At 48.9% G+C, this 15,115-nt stretch carries 18 protein-coding genes and 1 tRNA gene; 11 read left to right on the top strand and 8 right to left on the bottom strand.

The window, feature by feature from the left end:
• The first annotated feature begins 5 nt into the window (after positions 1-5).
• Positions 6-656 carry a pyridoxamine 5'-phosphate oxidase family protein gene (locus IPL32_12150; GenBank protein ID MBK8466575.1) on the top strand — a complete coding sequence of 217 codons (651 nt, stop codon included), beginning with the start codon at positions 6-8 and terminating at the stop codon, positions 654-656.
• Positions 643-1,887, top strand: coding sequence for an MFS transporter (locus IPL32_12145; protein ID MBK8466574.1), 1,245 nt, complete (start codon positions 643-645; stop codon positions 1,885-1,887). Before IPL32_12150 ends, IPL32_12145 begins: the two co-directional genes overlap by 14 nt.
• A gap of 34 nt (positions 1,888-1,921) precedes the next feature.
• On the opposite strand, the gene IPL32_12140 is transcribed toward IPL32_12145, so the two are convergent.
• The 3 genes from IPL32_12140 to IPL32_12130 all read right to left on the bottom strand — a co-directional run bounded on the left by IPL32_12140 (position 1,922) and on the right by IPL32_12130 (position 4,236).
• Positions 1,922-2,362: a hypothetical protein gene (locus IPL32_12140; GenBank protein MBK8466573.1), complete on the bottom strand. Its 441-nt coding sequence runs from the start codon at positions 2,360-2,362 to the stop codon at positions 1,922-1,924.
• A 14-nt stretch (positions 2,363-2,376) separates the two neighbouring features.
• The gene (locus IPL32_12135; protein ID MBK8466572.1) at positions 2,377-3,033 is read right to left on the bottom strand and encodes a hypothetical protein; all 657 of its coding nucleotides are present in this window, start codon (positions 3,031-3,033) and stop codon (positions 2,377-2,379) included.
• 744 nt (positions 3,034-3,777) lie between these two features.
• Positions 3,778-4,236 (bottom strand): hypothetical protein, encoded by a 459-nt coding sequence (locus tag IPL32_12130; protein ID MBK8466571.1) that lies wholly within the window; start codon positions 4,234-4,236, stop codon positions 3,778-3,780.
• 86 nt (positions 4,237-4,322) lie between these two features.
• Between IPL32_12130 and IPL32_12125 the strand changes: the two genes are divergently transcribed.
• Positions 4,323-6,119, top strand: a complete 1,797-nt coding sequence (locus tag IPL32_12125) for a peptidase M14 (protein MBK8466570.1) — start codon at positions 4,323-4,325, stop codon at positions 6,117-6,119.
• An 80-nt stretch (positions 6,120-6,199) separates the two neighbouring features.
• On the opposite strand, the gene IPL32_12120 is transcribed toward IPL32_12125, so the two are convergent.
• The 4 genes from IPL32_12120 to IPL32_12105 form a co-directional block, all read right to left on the bottom strand.
• Positions 6,200-6,275, bottom strand: a tRNA-Ala gene (locus IPL32_12120).
• A 42-nt stretch (positions 6,276-6,317) separates the two neighbouring features.
• Complete coding sequence (locus IPL32_12115; GenBank protein MBK8466569.1) at positions 6,318-6,572, bottom strand: hypothetical protein; 255 nt, start codon at positions 6,570-6,572, stop codon at positions 6,318-6,320.
• Positions 6,573-6,657: 85 nt separating this feature from the next.
• The gene (locus IPL32_12110) at positions 6,658-7,926 is read right to left on the bottom strand and encodes an endonuclease/exonuclease/phosphatase family protein (GenBank protein ID MBK8466568.1); all 1,269 of its coding nucleotides are present in this window, start codon (positions 7,924-7,926) and stop codon (positions 6,658-6,660) included.
• Positions 7,919-9,130 carry an ATP-grasp domain-containing protein gene (locus IPL32_12105; protein ID MBK8466567.1) on the bottom strand — a complete coding sequence of 404 codons (1,212 nt, stop codon included), beginning with the start codon at positions 9,128-9,130 and terminating at the stop codon, positions 7,919-7,921. The genes IPL32_12110 and IPL32_12105 overlap by 8 nt, the downstream gene beginning before the upstream one ends.
• Before the next feature lie 138 nt (positions 9,131-9,268).
• Between IPL32_12105 and IPL32_12100 the strand changes: the two genes are divergently transcribed.
• The 8 genes from IPL32_12100 (at position 9,269) to IPL32_12065 (ending at position 14,581) form a co-directional block, all read left to right on the top strand.
• Positions 9,269-9,955, top strand: coding sequence for a site-2 protease family protein (locus IPL32_12100; protein ID MBK8466566.1), 687 nt, complete (start codon positions 9,269-9,271; stop codon positions 9,953-9,955).
• 3 nt (positions 9,956-9,958) lie between these two features.
• The gene (trpS, locus tag IPL32_12095; protein ID MBK8466565.1) at positions 9,959-11,083 is read left to right on the top strand and encodes a tryptophan--tRNA ligase; all 1,125 of its coding nucleotides are present in this window, start codon (positions 9,959-9,961) and stop codon (positions 11,081-11,083) included.
• Entirely contained in the window at positions 11,084-11,437 is a 354-nt protein-coding gene (locus IPL32_12090) for an arsenate reductase (GenBank protein ID MBK8466564.1), read from the top strand. It abuts the gene before it with no gap.
• Complete coding sequence (locus IPL32_12085; GenBank protein MBK8466563.1) at positions 11,434-12,054, top strand: DUF3060 domain-containing protein; 621 nt, start codon at positions 11,434-11,436, stop codon at positions 12,052-12,054. Before IPL32_12090 ends, IPL32_12085 begins: the two co-directional genes overlap by 4 nt.
• Positions 11,951-12,340 (top strand): DUF2237 domain-containing protein, encoded by a 390-nt coding sequence (locus tag IPL32_12080; GenBank protein ID MBK8466562.1) that lies wholly within the window; start codon positions 11,951-11,953, stop codon positions 12,338-12,340. Before IPL32_12085 ends, IPL32_12080 begins: the two co-directional genes overlap by 104 nt.
• Before the next feature lie 38 nt (positions 12,341-12,378).
• Positions 12,379-13,164, top strand: coding sequence for a segregation/condensation protein A (locus tag IPL32_12075; GenBank protein ID MBK8466561.1), 786 nt, complete (start codon positions 12,379-12,381; stop codon positions 13,162-13,164).
• A gap of 22 nt (positions 13,165-13,186) precedes the next feature.
• Complete coding sequence (gene scpB, locus IPL32_12070; GenBank protein ID MBK8466560.1) at positions 13,187-13,744, top strand: SMC-Scp complex subunit ScpB; 558 nt, start codon at positions 13,187-13,189, stop codon at positions 13,742-13,744.
• Between the two features lie 84 nt (positions 13,745-13,828).
• Positions 13,829-14,581, top strand: a complete 753-nt coding sequence (locus tag IPL32_12065) for an rRNA pseudouridine synthase (GenBank protein ID MBK8466559.1) — start codon at positions 13,829-13,831, stop codon at positions 14,579-14,581.
• Positions 14,582-14,620: 39 nt separating this feature from the next.
• Here the strand turns inward: IPL32_12065 and IPL32_12060 are convergent, their stop codons facing one another.
• Positions 14,621-15,061 carry a CoA-binding protein gene (locus IPL32_12060; protein ID MBK8466558.1) on the bottom strand — a complete coding sequence of 147 codons (441 nt, stop codon included), beginning with the start codon at positions 15,059-15,061 and terminating at the stop codon, positions 14,621-14,623.
• Positions 15,062-15,115: the final 54 nt, after the last annotated feature.

Genomic DNA, 15,115 nt, shown 5'->3' with positions numbered 1-15,115 from the left:
ATCTTATGAAGACAGAACGCACGACAGTCAAACGCATTCCCAGGCGCGGCTCGTATGACCGCGAGACGATCAACACCATTCTTGACGAAGCATTTATCTGCCATGTCGGTTTTGTTGTCGAAGGCCAGCCGTATGTGATCCCTACCGGTTATGCGCGGATTCGCGAAGACTTTTATATTCACGGTTCGGCGGCAAGTCGGATGATGAGATCGATTGCCGAGGGCATAGACGTTTGCGTGACGGTGACACTTATCGATGGACTCGTACTCGCCCGTTCCGCGTTTCATCATTCGATGAATTATCGTTCTGTTGTCATCTTGGGCAAAGCCGAAATGGTCACGGACGCAGACGAAAAAAACAAAGCTCTCGAAGCATTCACTGAGCATGTTGTTCCGGGCCGCTGGGCAGAAGTTCGCTGGCCGACAGAATTAGAGCTAAAAGCCACGACCGTCCTGCGTCTGCCAATCACCGAAGCCTCAGCAAAGATCCGCACCGGCGATCCCGTAGATGACGACGAAGATTATTCTATGGATGTTTGGGCGGGCGTCTTGCCGCTGACGCTTCGGCCTAGTGAGCCTGTCGCGGATACCAAACTCAATCCGGGAATCACTTTGCCGGAACACGTTACCAAGTACAGTAGAAATGGAAGAAAGTAAGCCCGACGGCAATTCCTACGGCTGGGTGATCGTCGTTGTCGCGACCCTTTCGCTTGTTGTGAGCAACGGCTTGGCAATCGGCGGGCTGCCTCCGTTTTATAAGCCTATACGCGAAGAGTTTGTTCGTATTGGAGCAATTGACGCGGCGAAAGCCGAGAGTTTTATTGCCAACTGCGCAAATATTACGTTTCTGATGTCGGGCGTTTTTTCGCTGTTGGGCGGCTGGCTGATCACGAAATTTCGACTCAAGCCGATGATGCTTGTCGGTTGTGCGTTGCTCGGCGGCGGACTCGTGGTTCATGCTTTGGCATACGACGCGGAGACTGTTTATTTCGCGCGATTTTTTATGGGAGCGTCGCTAGGGTTTATTGGCGTTGCTCCGTGTGTTGTATTGGTTTCGCAATGGTTCGATGAAAAACGCGGCACTGCGTTGGGAATTTTGCTGACCGGCACGAGTCTCGGCGGATTTATTATCCCGCTTGTCGCTGCTCCAATGATCGCAAATTATGGTTGGCGAACTGCGATGCTAGCCGTCAGCGGTCTTGTGTGGTTAGTGCTCCTGCCCGCGATCATATTTTTCGTCCGCGAATGCGAAAGCCCGCACGTTAGTAGGGGCGATACACACATCTTTGTCGATGGAAAAACTTTGACCGAAGCGATCAAAACGCCGCTCTTCTGGGTCTTTGGATTATGTGCGGCTTTGGTTTTTTATCCGATCTTTGTGACGAGCCAGCAGTTTATTCTGTACCTGCAGACGCCAAAGATCGGAGTTTCTGCCGAAACCGCCGCGTTCGCTCAATCTGCTCTGTTTGCGATCAGTATCGGCGGCAAATTTCTCGCAGGATTTCTGAGCGACAAATTTCGCACCGTCGGAGTGATGGCTGCGTGTGCGGGTTTGATGTTCGCTTCGACGCTTGTTTTGTTTTATCTCACGGCGAATACTGCTTTGTTTTTCCTGCTTCCTTTCGCTCTCGGCTATGGCGGAACGTTCGTGTTGCTCCAACGTCTCGCGGCCGACTTTTTTGGCCGCAGAGAAATAGGAAAGATCCTCGGCCTCATCACGCTCATCGAAGTCACCGGCGCCGCCATAGGCGGACGCATCACCGGCTATTTAGCAGATCAAAGCGGCGGCGACTACACCTACGCATTCTACGGCGTAACCATCGCCGCCGCCCTCGCATTTCTCGCCACGCTTGCGATATTTGCTCGCAACCGAAGGGAAATGTTGTAAAAAGTACTAGCGTTGACGAAACTTATGAACGAGATTACTTAGGTAACACGAGTTCAATGTTGAATTCGCCCGAGTACACTGGCCCACGTTCTACCACAAGATATTGAGGCTGTTTAGCCGCGAGGTAATTGTACCCAGCGCAATCCTCAGTGGGAGCGTAGCCGCAATTTTTGAATTGAACAATTAGCTTGTACTTTCCCACTCCTAGGAAAAGCTTGTATTTCCCGTCGCGGTCAGTATGTATTCCAATCAAGCAATCCTTGCAACCGTCCCGCTGGAAAACCAGATACTCTCCGGATGCAGGAATCTTTTCGTCGTTCTTTTCAAGATAAACGACCGTACCTTTGACCTGTTGAATTCGTCCGTCATATACCTTGGCGTCTTCTTCCGAATACGGCTTACTCTTTTGGCCGTATGCCGAACCCACTGCACAAATGAATACAAGGACGAGAATAAGCCGTATTCTGTTTTTCATAAGTAATCCTTCACCTAGGGCGTTGGCGGTGCCTTTTTCTTCGGTGGTTTCTCTACATGAGATGCGCTGATCCAGGCGGCTAGTTTGCCGGGTTGGTCGGCGTAGATGTTTCGCATTACCTGGTCGAGGATGCGGATGGCGATCATCATACGTCTTATGGATTCGCCGAGGAGAGCTCTGGCGGCGACGCGTTCGTTGACGCCGGAGATTGGTATTGCCATCGACGATTCGAAGTTGCCGATGCAATCAGCGAGCACGGTTAGAAAATCGTCGGCCATGCCGTGGCTTCTGAAATCCAATTCGTACTGATTGAGTTCGTCGAGCCAGGCTTTGGCTGTCGCGAGGACGGACTGGTCGCTACGGCTGCGGGGCATTCGAAACTTGTCATTGATGCCGTCGTGCAGATAGATCATCACTTTTGCGGTGTCGCTGATCTGCTTCATGATGTCGCGGAGGTTTTCGCGTGCGGTGTCCTTTGACTCAAATCCCATCGCCGCGTCGCCGCCGCCTTCGACCTGATCGACCGCATACTCAGCCGCGAGCGTCAGCTCGCTTTTTATCTTGTTCAACTGCGTAAGCGGCACTCCACTCGCAAAATCGGCCGCGTTGTCGTCCGAAAAGACCTTTATTCGCTCTCCGGCTTCGATTCGAACTCTTTCTTCATCAGTCATCTTATTTTTCTCCTTTATTAGTGGTTGGGTTTAGATCGTAAGGTTTCTGGCTTGTTATCTTTATTTTTTACGTGTTAGATGAGTTTTTCTTGTGTTATGTAAAGTTCTCGTCTGTTATGCCTAATTATTTAATGTTATGATCGTTTCTGACGTGTTATGAGCATTTCTCGCCTGTTATGAGCATTTTTCGCCTGTTATGAGCATTTCTGACGCGTTATGAGCATTTTTTGCTTGTTTTACGCATTTCCTAACCGTTTTCTGAGTTTTCCGACGATAAAACGTGTTGCCTCTCTTGATCCTCAAAATAAAAAATCCGCAGTGTATGATGCTGCCATAACGATAAAATAAGACACAACGACAACTAGAAACGCCCATATTGTCCAAAAAATCAGACCTGAACGAAAAGATGATAAAGGACTAAGATTGAAAAGCCGATGTGCAATTGTTCTAGTTACATAACCGAAAACGCCAAAGCCGATAACTATAAAGAAGATCGCGACAAGAGTCCATGGCCATTCGTATGCTTTAGCTACGTTTTGTAAAAGAACCCACGAAATTATCCATCCAAAAACAGTTATCACGATATCGATGCGGCCCTCAATGGTTCGCGACGATTTATCGTACTGTTTTGGGGTATCCATCGTAGTAAGTGTTCAGGGAGCTAAATTGCAGCTTTTTGGGCAATATATGCGCGTTTTATTTCTAAGTCAAGTGTGGGACCGAGATGAAAAGAAGTTTGCTGAGCTAGGCATGATCATTGGGGCCTGAGCAAAAGCTTAGCCAGTTACCTTCTATCTGCCAAAGCTTGACGCGATTGTCGTTGAAGCGAAAGGCCCACGGGTCTCCGATAGCCTCACAATCAGGATCACCGTAACCAAATCGAATCCCGAAGCCTTTATTCAATTTTTCAATCTCTTTGAAGAAATAAACCTTGCGCGGATAATGATTCGGCGCTGGCTTTTCGAGTACGACAAATTTGATGTTGTTGATCTGCGGGAGCCATTCTTTTTTGATATTCTCCGACGCAAAATAGATTGTTTTCGGTTTTTTTGACGGCTTGAAATACCAGGTGACAATTCTTTTGACGACCTGTTCCATAACTGCGTCGGGAAGCGTTATTTTCGGTTCGTCTGAGCTTTCCTGCGAAAAAAGCGATGTGCTAAAACCTATCAGAAGACAGCCAATTAAAATGATTCTTTTCATTGGTTAGACAGATGTTTGAGAATTTATTTCGGTTGTATTATGGCACAGTGCGGCTGTCCGAGAAATTTCGTCGTATAATCGCTTTCATGAGATTTGGAAAGATTTTTGGCAGCTCGGTGGCGGTTTTTGTTTTTTTGTTCGTCGTGAACGCTTATTCACAGAGCGAGATGGGGAAGGTCGCGGTTGAGTGGCAGACGGCGGCTGAGAGGACGGATTACAAGAGGACTTCGACGTATGACGAGACGGTGGCGTATTGCAAGAAACTGGCGGCGGCTTCGGGCGGTTTGATCACTTATACGACGTATGGCAAGAGCGGCGAGGGTCGCGATCTGCCGCTGTTGATCGCGGCCCGCGACGGAGCGTTTTCGGCGAAGTGGGCGAGGAAATCGGGCAAGGCGGTCGTTTTAATTCAAGCAGGAATTCATTCGGGCGAGATAGACGGAAAAGATGCGGGACTTGCGCTATTCCGCGACATCGCGATCACTAAAACGCGGATCGGTCTATTAAAAGATGTCGTGATCCTTTTTCAGGTGATCTACAACGTCGACGGCCACGAAAACTCAAATGCGTTCATGCGGATAAATCAAAACGGCCCCGACGAAATGGGCTGGCGTGCGAACGCGACTAATCTCAATCTTAACCGCGATTACATGAAAGCCGACGCTCCCGAGACGCGGGCTTGGTTAAAACTTTGGAACGACTGGAAGCCCGATCTTTTTATCGATTGCCACGTTTCTAACGGAGCGGATTTTCAGTACAACGTTAATTACGACCATTCACAGTTTCAAAACACCAGCCCGTCGATAAGGGCTTGGATGAGCGAACATTTTGATAAAAATGTCGTGCCGAAGATCGAGGCCGAAGGCAATATCACGACGAACTATTTTGACCTCGTAGGCCGCGAGATAACCGAGGGCATTGCGATCGGCCCCTCGACGCCAAGATTTTCCACCGGCTACACGTCCATTCGCGATCGCGCCGGCATACTAGTCGAAACTCACGTTTATAAGCCCTATAAATCGCGTGTTCGCGGCACCTATGACCTTTTACGATACACGATCGAGGAAGTTGGCAAAGCAAAAGGAAGCCTGTTCGCCGCCAACGTTATTGCCGACACGCAGACTCTCGAACGCGGTAAGACTTATGATGAAAAGCGGCAGTTTCCTTTGAAGATAGAGCTAACAAACAGATCAACGCCATTTGTTTTAAAGGGCGTTGAGTACAAGATGGAAGACAGCCAGATTTCCGGCGGCAAAAAGGTCGTTTACGGCACCACGCCCAAGGAATACACGATCCCGCGTTTTGACGAAGGCAAGGTCACGGCTTCCGTCGCACCGCCGCTCTATTACATCATTCCGCCGCAATATAAAGATGTGATCGAGGTTCTAAAACTGCATGGCGTCAAGTTCACTCGTTTAACAAAGGCTCGAGAGCTCGATGTCGAAAGCTACAAATTAACCGAGCCAAAATGGGCAACGTCTTCATTTGAAAACCGCATAACCGTCAATTGCAAACCGCTCCCGATAAAAGAAAAACGCACGTACGCAGCTGGTTCGGTCATCGTCCCGCTCGATCAGGAAGCAGCAAACGTAGCCATCCATCTGCTCGAACCTGCAGGACCCGATTCGTTTGTCGCGTGGGGATTTTTTAATTCTGTTTTCGAGCAAAAGGAATACGGAGAAAACTATATCTTAGAAAAACTCGCAGAAAAGATGCTCGCTGAAGATCCGAAACTGCAAGGAGAATTCGATCGTCGATTACTAGATCCCGCCTTCGCCCGCAACCCACGAGCACGGTTGGAATTCTTTTATCAGCATTCGCCGTATTATTTGAAGCAGAAGGTTGGAATCTATCCGGTGGGGCGCATCCTGATAAGACAATGAAGAAATTCACCACAAAGGCACTAAGAACACAAAGAAGATTTTTATCTTCGTGTCCTTAGTGCCTTTGTGGTGAAAACTTCTGGTGGAGATGAGGAGGATCGAACTCCTGGCCTCGGCATTGCGAACGCCGCGCTCTCCCAGCTGAGCTACATCCCCGAGAGAATGATAGTTTAGAATTGCTATTTGACAATTTCAAGCCTACTGAACGCCAGCGGGCAGCAGCGAGCCTTTGGGATCGGAGGCAAATGCGTAGCCGTCCTCTATCTTGCCGATGATGCCGTGAAAGGTGATCTCCTCACCACTGCCGAGCACCACGACAACATCGCCGGGGCTGACTTTCTTTTCATCGACGGCAAATTTAATGACCGTCGCGTTACCGCTTTCCTGCGAGACCGATTCGTATTCAAAAGTGTCAGCGTTAAAGCTGAGTGTCTGACAAAATGCTACTTCCATAACTCAAATTAAAGCACAAAAGGCGTCATCGTGTCAGTAGCACGCACGTAAGTAAGGGCTCACCTTCGTCTACATGAGCCCTTACTTACGTGCGGGCTACTAACACAAAGTCCACAGTGATGGCATCGTGATCGGACAGCGGCAGTCCATCAGAATCAACCAAATTAGCGATGGTCTTGGGCTTGGTTTCAGGTGCGAGCCGCAAACCTTTTCCAACGAACCAGTCCAAACGGACCGAAACGCTTCCGCCGACACGCCCTGCGGCCCAGAAGATAAATTTGAAGCACCATTCCGGCACCCAATCGCGGAGATTGGTGTTTTTTTCGATGCTTTCAATGTGATAGTGCAGCGTACCGACGCCCGATTCGTTGAGGTTTTTGTATTCGTAGCCGCGAGATTCGAGATCGCCGAAAAGCCCGCGTTCGAAATAGCGGTCGGGATGAGGAAAGTGATTCTTGGCAACATTTTTTATGCCCATCATCACTCGCCGCCAATAACCAAGTATCGCGTGCGTCGCCGTTTGAGCATTAAAAGTCGTCGTGTTCCAATCACCGCCGATCAGCGTCGGCATCGGTGAAAGTGTATTCAGGTGATCAAGAATTATCCGCACCTGACGACGGCGATGTTCGCGCGAGCAGTGAACATCAAGATGAACCGTCACTGCTCGAAATGTGCCCGCCGGATGTTCAATATCGGCGATCAATGCCCTCAGCCAGCCCAGCCTTTTTTCCTTGCCCCACATCTTGTCCTTGCCATTCGGCAGAGGGACGGCGTGAACATTTTTCATCGGCCACGGAGACATCATCGCAAGCCCATGGATCGACCCAGTATTCTCGCCTTCCATCTCAGACTCAACACCGCTTCCCTTCTGCAGCGGAATATAGACAGGAGCAAATGCGTAATTCAATTTCAATTCGCAGGCTATTTCCCGCGCAACAAAACGATTACCGCTTCGCGCCATCCCGTGATCAAGTTCGGCGAGGAGTAGAACGTCTTTACTTTTTAGTTCATCGTTGTTTTTGAGAGCGTCTAAGATGCCGTCAAAGCGGATGCCGCGTTCGAGATTCCAGGCGAGTGCTCGTATGTCAGAACCACCTGCGGTAGCGGGTGGTTGAAGTTTAATTTCCAAACTGTTAGAAGTTTCGCTCGATTGAATTAACCCGCCCGCTACCGCAGGCGGTTCTGACAAATGCTCGACGACAACCGAGTTCATGATGCGTTCGACTTCCGGCTTGATCTTTGTATAAAGATCAGACGCCTCCATCTCAGCCGTTGAATCGAACTTCAACAGTTCGGGGAAATACGGATTGAGATCGTGATCAAGAATTGCGGGCGAACCCGTGCGGCTAGTCATCGTAACGCATTTTCACCGGAGCGACCGCGAGAAAATCATTTGTGATCCGATCGGTATAGAGGGTGATAAGTTCATCGATCCGCTTTTGTTTTTCCGAACGAAATATCAGCCCAACGTGTTTCGGCTTATTCACTTTATACACGATCTCTTCGTCGGTGTAGTGCGACGTGTCAGGCTCATCGACGTTGGCGAGGGCGAGCGTGATGCCGGCAAACTCTTTGTGCAATTTCGGCAGTTGATATGGATTTTCTTTCGTTGCTGTTTCAAGCTTTGCCCATTCGCGCCAGAGGTTGAACCCGCAGGCGTGTTCGAGAACGTTTGCAATGTAAGCACCGCCGACGCGGCAGGCAACCTCAAGCAAAAAGAACTCGCCAGTCGCGTCGCTCTGCAAAAACTCGGCGTGCGTGACTCCGCGATCATATTTGAATGCCATCAGCAATGCACGATTGAGGGTCTCAAGCTCCTTACGTTCGTCGGAGCCGTAAGGCACTATTGACGAACTAAAAACGCCGCCGTAATGCGACACTTTGAACGGCGTCGTTCCGTACTGGCTAACGCCGCAGGCGACAACCTTGCCGCCTTCAACGACGGAGTCAACATGAAAAACCCGCCCCTCTACAAACCGCTCGATCAAAAATTGCGAAGGATGATCGCGCCAATTATTAAGATTGTCGAGGTCGGTCAGCACTTGCCAAACCTCTTCTGCCGTCTCGCATTTGCGAATGCCAAAAGCCGAAACCTCGTGCCTAGGTTTAACGATCCACGGAGCGGGAACATTGCTCAAAAACTCGTTGATCTCACTCTCGTTAAACGCGGCGATATACTCGGGGCACGGAATTCCTGCCTGATCGGCTATGTTCCGCATCGTCAGTTTGTCGCGAAACCTCAAAGCGTGTGAATGGCTCATTCCGGGTAGATTGAGATGCTCACGCGTGGCGGCTGCGGTCAGCACATCAAATTCGTCCAGGCCGACAACGCGGTGTATCGGCATCGAACCGGCGATATTCGTAGCGGCTCGAACGTAATCCAGTTGAACAGCTTCGGCATCGACGGTTCTAACGTCATTGATCGTCGTCCAGCCCCAATCGTAGTCAAGCAGGTTCTCTCTCGTTACTAAAGTCACATGCCAACCGGCATCATGCGCCTCTTCGAGAAACTCAGTGCCCTTGTATTCGCTGGCGATGCATACGATGTGATTCTTCATAAACAAAAGGCGTTTTCCGACGTGCCTAATTCCAGAATGGAGATTTTATTTTGTACTAAAAGAATGTCACAATTTAGCTGTTAAGACAATCAAATTGCTTATTTAGATCGGTGAAAGTAGATTTGCGATAGAAAGAATATGGGCGATATAGATGTACTGAATTTGGTTAGTCACCTCGTGATCTATATGGTCGTGCTAGTGCTGGCGATCTCGGTTCACGAAGCCGGCCATGCTTGGACCTCGTACAAATTTGGTGATGATACCGCATACATGCTTGGTCGTGTGACGATAAATCCTGTTGCCCACACAGACCCGATCGGAACACTGCTGATTCCTATGCTCGCCTTTATTTTTGGTTCAGTGGGCGGAGCGTTGGGATCGATCCCGCTTTTGGGCTGGGGAAAACCGACACCGGTCAATCCGCGAAAGTGGACCAACTATAAATGGGGAAATATTTCAGTTTCGATAGCAGGCGTGGCGGCTAATTTGATACTTCTGGTCATCGGGTTTGTGATAGCTAAGGTTATGATATCGCAGGGCTTTTCGGTCAATGATTTTCTAGGTCGCAGCACTAATCCTGTAGTCATTCTCGTCGGTTATTTGATGACTCTGAATCTGTCGCTTTTCGTATTTAACCTGTTGCCTTTTCCGCCGCTCGACGGAAGCAAGATATTGCAGACCTTTTTACCGGCAAGTGCGGAACCGATTTTCAACCTGTTCGAGCAGTATGGCTTTTTGATTCTTATGGCACTTATTTATATAGGTATTCTAAGGATTATTATCACTCCTTTCTTTTACGGATTAAGGTACCTTCTGCAACTCTAGTCTATGAAGAAACGCATTTTTAGCGGCGCGCAGCCTACCGGCGATCTGCACATTGGCAATTATCTTGGTGCTCTTCGCAATTGGGTCGAGCTGCAGGATGAATACGAGAGTTTCTACTGTATCGTAAATCTCCACGCGATCACTCTGCCGCAAGCCCCAAAGGTTCTACGCCAAAAAACGCTCGACCTCGCACGCATATACCTAGCCGCCGGGGTCGATCCTGAAAAAGCAACGATCTTTATTCAGTCCGACGTTCCCGAACACGCTGAATTAACTTGGGTTCTGTCCTGCGTCGCCCGAATGGGTGAGCTTGAACGGATGACGCAGTTTAAAGATAAGACCCAAAAGGGAACTCCGAACACCGGTCTGCCACAGCTCGCTGATCTTCTCAATGAGTATGATAGAGGCCGAATCGATGCCTTTGCCTCGAAAGAACCAGACCCTAGAATTACTGAACTACTGTTCGGATCACTTCGTGACACTGAGGCACAAAAGTCCGTCGCCCGCGCAAGCGTCGGTCTTTTCACTTACCCAGTTTTAATGGCCGCTGACATTCTGCTTTACCAAACCGATCTCGTTCCCGTCGGCAAAGACCAAAAACAGCATCTCGAATTAACGCGTGACCTTTCGGAGAGGTTTAATCGCGATTTCGGCGAGACGTTTAAGATCCCAGAACCATACATTCCGCCAGTCGGAGCGAATGTTCTGTCGCTGCAGGATTCGACAAAAAAGATGTCGAAATCGGACGAGAATGTTAACGGCTCGATCTTTTTGCTTGATGACGCCGACACGATCACGAAAAAGGTCAAACGTGCCGTCACTGATAGTGGAACAGAGATTAACTTTGACGAAACACGGCCTGCGATCAAGAATCTGCTGACGATCTACCAGCTCCTAACGGGCAAGTCTGCGGAGGAATGCGTTGCACATTTCGAAGGCAAAGGCTACGGCCAGTTCAAGGGGGAACTCGCTGAAGTAACCGTCGAGTTCTTACGTCCTTTTCAGGAAAAAATAAAACAATACGACGACACTTCGCTGACAACGATATTAAAGACTGGTGCGGAGAAAGCTCGCTCTGTCGCCGCTTCGACACTCACGGACGTCTATAATAAAACGGGTATAAAATAGATGAAGATCACAGTTTACGAAAAACCAACCTGTACAACGTGCCGAAAGCTCTCAAAACTCTTCCTTGAGAAAGGCATCGGTCACGACAAGGTCAATTATTTTATCGACCCTTTTACTGAGAAAAAGTTGGCGTCGATATTAAAGAAAACCGGACTAAGGCCTTATGATGTTTTACGGCGAGCTGAGCCGGATTTCAAAGGACTTGGAATCACCTCCGAGTCAACTGATGCAGAAATAATAAGAGCAATGGTCGAACATCCGTCTATCATTCAACGGCCAATTATTGAGGTTGGAGAAAAAGCAGTCTTAGCCAGGCCGATCGAAAGAGCATTAGACCTTCTTGATTCAAGATGAAGATAAAACCTTTCATTATTTTATCTTTTGTGTCGATGATCGCGATGTTGACATCATGTGATCTCCGTAGCGGTATTGCGAAAGAAGAGATGGAAAAATGGGAGGCAAAGCCAACTTCGACTATTCAGCCGTCGCCATCTACCACGCCGCCTGATCCGGTTGATATCGTTGAAGTTGACACCTCTGTAGAAGGCGACCCGATCTCTGCTAACGGCTATAAGCAAACCACTAAAACCGTCTGCACTAAATATAATCGCTTAATGATAAATGGCAGTGATGGAACAATAACGGTCGCCGGAGTTTGCCGCCAAATAGTTATCAATGGCGATAGAAACAAAATAACTGCTAACGCTGCCATGCAGTTAGTTTTGAATGGCAGTGATAATATCGTAAAGTACCTACGCTATCCAAACGGCAAAAAGCCTTCGGTAGTAGAGAACAGGCCAGATAATATTATTGAAAAAATTCCGGTGGATTCAGTGATCATCAGTCAGCCGGAAACAGAAACGTTAAATGAGCATAACAAATGGCAACGGCCATTACCCAACACCGAAAAACGTCCTCGGCAGCGACCTGAAAAGCTGCTGCACCGACCCGATGACAGGCTTTTATCGTGACGGCTATTGCCGCACGGGTGCCGACGATACAGGACGTCATACAGTTTGTATTTTGGCGACGGATGAGTTTTTGGCTTATTCTAAATCGGTCGGCAACGACCTTTCGACACCGATGCCGCAGTTTGATTTTCCGGGCGTGAAAGGCGGCGACAAATGGTGCCTTTGCGTGACGCGCTGGCAGCAGGCTTTTGAGGACGGAATGGCTCCTATGGTCGATCTTGAAGCGACGCACGAAGCCGCGCTGCAGATCGTCAGACTGGAAGACCTCAAGAACTTTGCGTCTTAGCATCTTTGCGACTTTGCGTTAAAATCTTTCTGTAAGAAATGGAACAACCCGAACACTTCACTTTTGATTTTCACAAAGAAAGCGCGACGATTGTGCGCGATTCCGAAGCCGTGAACATCAAGATCGGCGATTTCGCCGGGCCACTCGATCTGCTGTTGTATCTCATCAAACAGGAACAGGCGAACATCTTCGACATCCCGATCGCGAGGATCACCGAAAAATATCTCGAATACATCCGGCTGATGACGCGGCTTGATATAACAGTCGCGACCGATTTTCTCGTGATGGCGGCAACGCTGATCGAGATCAAATCGAAGATGCTCTTGCCGCGCGACACGACTGTCACTGAGGACGAAGAGATCGACGATCCGCGTCAGGAACTCGTCGACCGCCTGCTCGAATACGAAAAATTCAAGACCGCCGCCGGAATGCTCTATGAGCGTGCGACCATCGAACAGGCCGTCTTTGCACGCGGGCCGATCGAATCGGATGATAATACCGAGGTTGATGCTTCGGTGTTTGATATTTTGACCATCTTTCAAAAGATCGTCGCCCGACACGTCGATGAGATCAAAATGGAGATAGAGCGTGAAGAAATCTCGCTCGCAGACATGCTAAAAACGCTAAAGCGTCGTCTTTTTGAAGATAGAGAACTTAGCCTCTTGAAGTTTTTCGAAGAAATGCATTCAAAACGCGAACTCGTGACAGCATTCATCGCCGTTCTCGAAATCGTCCGAACGGAAAGCGTAAAACTGATGCAAAAGGTGACGTTTGGAGATATTATTCTCAGAATGTCAGAACCACCTGCGGTAGCGGGTGGTTGAAGATGTAAACCACACAGCTTATATGGAATCAGCCGCCGAACAAAAACCCGTACGCACAACCGCCGAGTTGGTCGCACTCGTTGAGGCCCTCATTTTCGTCGCTGACGAGCCGGTGACTTCAAAGCTGCTCGCCGAGGTGCTTGAAGAAGAGCGTGACAGAGTTACTGCTGCCGTCGAAGAACTCCAACGCGAGTATGAATCGCGTGAAAGCGGCCTTCAAATACGCGGGATCGCCGGCGGCTGGCAAATCGCCACGCGAACCGAGTTTCACGAAGAGATACGGACATTTCTAAAGACTCGTCCGTCAGCAAAGCTTTCCATAGCCTCGCTCGAAACCCTCGCCGTCATCGCTTACAAACAGCCGGTAACCGTACCTGAGATCTTGGAAATTCGCGGTGTCCAGTCTGCATCAGCGATCAAAACCCTTCTCGACAAACGCCTCATCGTAGCCAAAGGCCGCAAAGAAGCCGTCGGCCGCCCAATGATGTACGGAACGTCGAAAGACTTCCTCATTCAATTCGGTCTAAAAGATCTTTCAGAACTTCCGTCGATCGAGGACTTCGAGGATTTAGTCCAGTAAGATTCACCACAAAGGCACAAAGAACACAAAGGTTTATTTGCTTATCTTTGTGTACTTCGTGCCTTTGTGGTGAAATGACTCTTTATGCAGGAAAGATTACAAAAACTAATCGCCCAAGCCGGAATTGCCTCACGCCGCGCCGCTGAACAGCTTATGATCGACGGCCAGGTTTCGGTAAACGGCCACATTGTGACTGAGCTTGGAACAAAGGCCGACCCTGAAAAAGATCACATAAAAGTTCGCGGTCGCCTTATCAATAAGAAACTCCAAGGCCGCTCAGATATTTATGTTCTTCTGAATAAACCCAAAGGCTACCTTTCGAGTGCGGCCGATCCCGAAGGGCGAAAGCTTGTTGTGGATCTCGTCAAAGGCAAAGGAAGACTTCACCCCGTCGGGCGGCTTGATTACAATTCCGAGGGACTGATAATTCTCACCAACGACGGGAATTTCACAAACCACGTTGCCGGTTCAAAATCGATCCCGAAAATTTACGAAGTAAAAGTTAAAGGGTTACCAAACAAAAACGCCATCAACAAACTGCGTCGAGGCGTCCTTCTCGAAGATGGTTATAAAACGGCACCCGCCGAGATAAAAGAACTACCGCCAACCGACAAAAACGGCTGGTACGAGGTCACTCTTTACGAAGGCCACAATCAGCAGATCCGCAAAATGTTCGACACTATCGGCCATTCCGTCGTAAAGCTCAAACGCACCGCCATCGGACCGATCGTGGACAAATATCTCAAAGTCGGCGAAAGCCGCCCGTTGACTCAAAAAGAGATCGAGCAGATCGGTTCAAATAAACCGGCTGTCAAGAGCGCTGTTAGAAGGAGTTAGTTCAGCGTCCTGTCAACTGTTTACACATGCGGTTTTTCCTTACTTTATCAACGCTCGGTGTTCGACCATTAAGCACAGATCCTGAACAACTTTAATGCCCGCTTCGGCTAGACGCTCCGCAACTTCGTCATTGCGAATGCCAAGCTGAAACCATACCGCCTTTGGTTTTTTTGAGAGGATATCGAGCGTATGTTTTGAAATGTCTTCGGAGCGTCGAAATACATTAAGAAGATCGATCTCACCCGGAATCTGACTAAGATCACGATAAACTTTTTGGCCCAGGATCTCTGTCACCTCAGGATAATAAACCGGAACTGGGATAATGTCGTAACCCACATCAGCCATGAATTTGGCAACGTAAAACGCAGGCTGTCCGGCGTGCGACTCAGGCTTAATGCCAAGTACAGCAATGGTTTTAGTTCCCGTTAACAACGTCCTTATCTCGTCATCCGTCGTTAGAATATTTGCACGCCAGTCCATATTGGAATTATAACTTCTCTAGGAAAAACTTGCTTCCAAACAACACGTTATGCA

Source organism: Chloracidobacterium sp., assembly GCA_016711345.1.
Lineage (GTDB): Bacteria > Acidobacteriota > Blastocatellia > Pyrinomonadales > Pyrinomonadaceae > OLB17.
The sequence above is the reverse complement of the archived record's forward strand: the minus strand, read 5'-3'. Positions and strand labels throughout refer to the sequence as shown.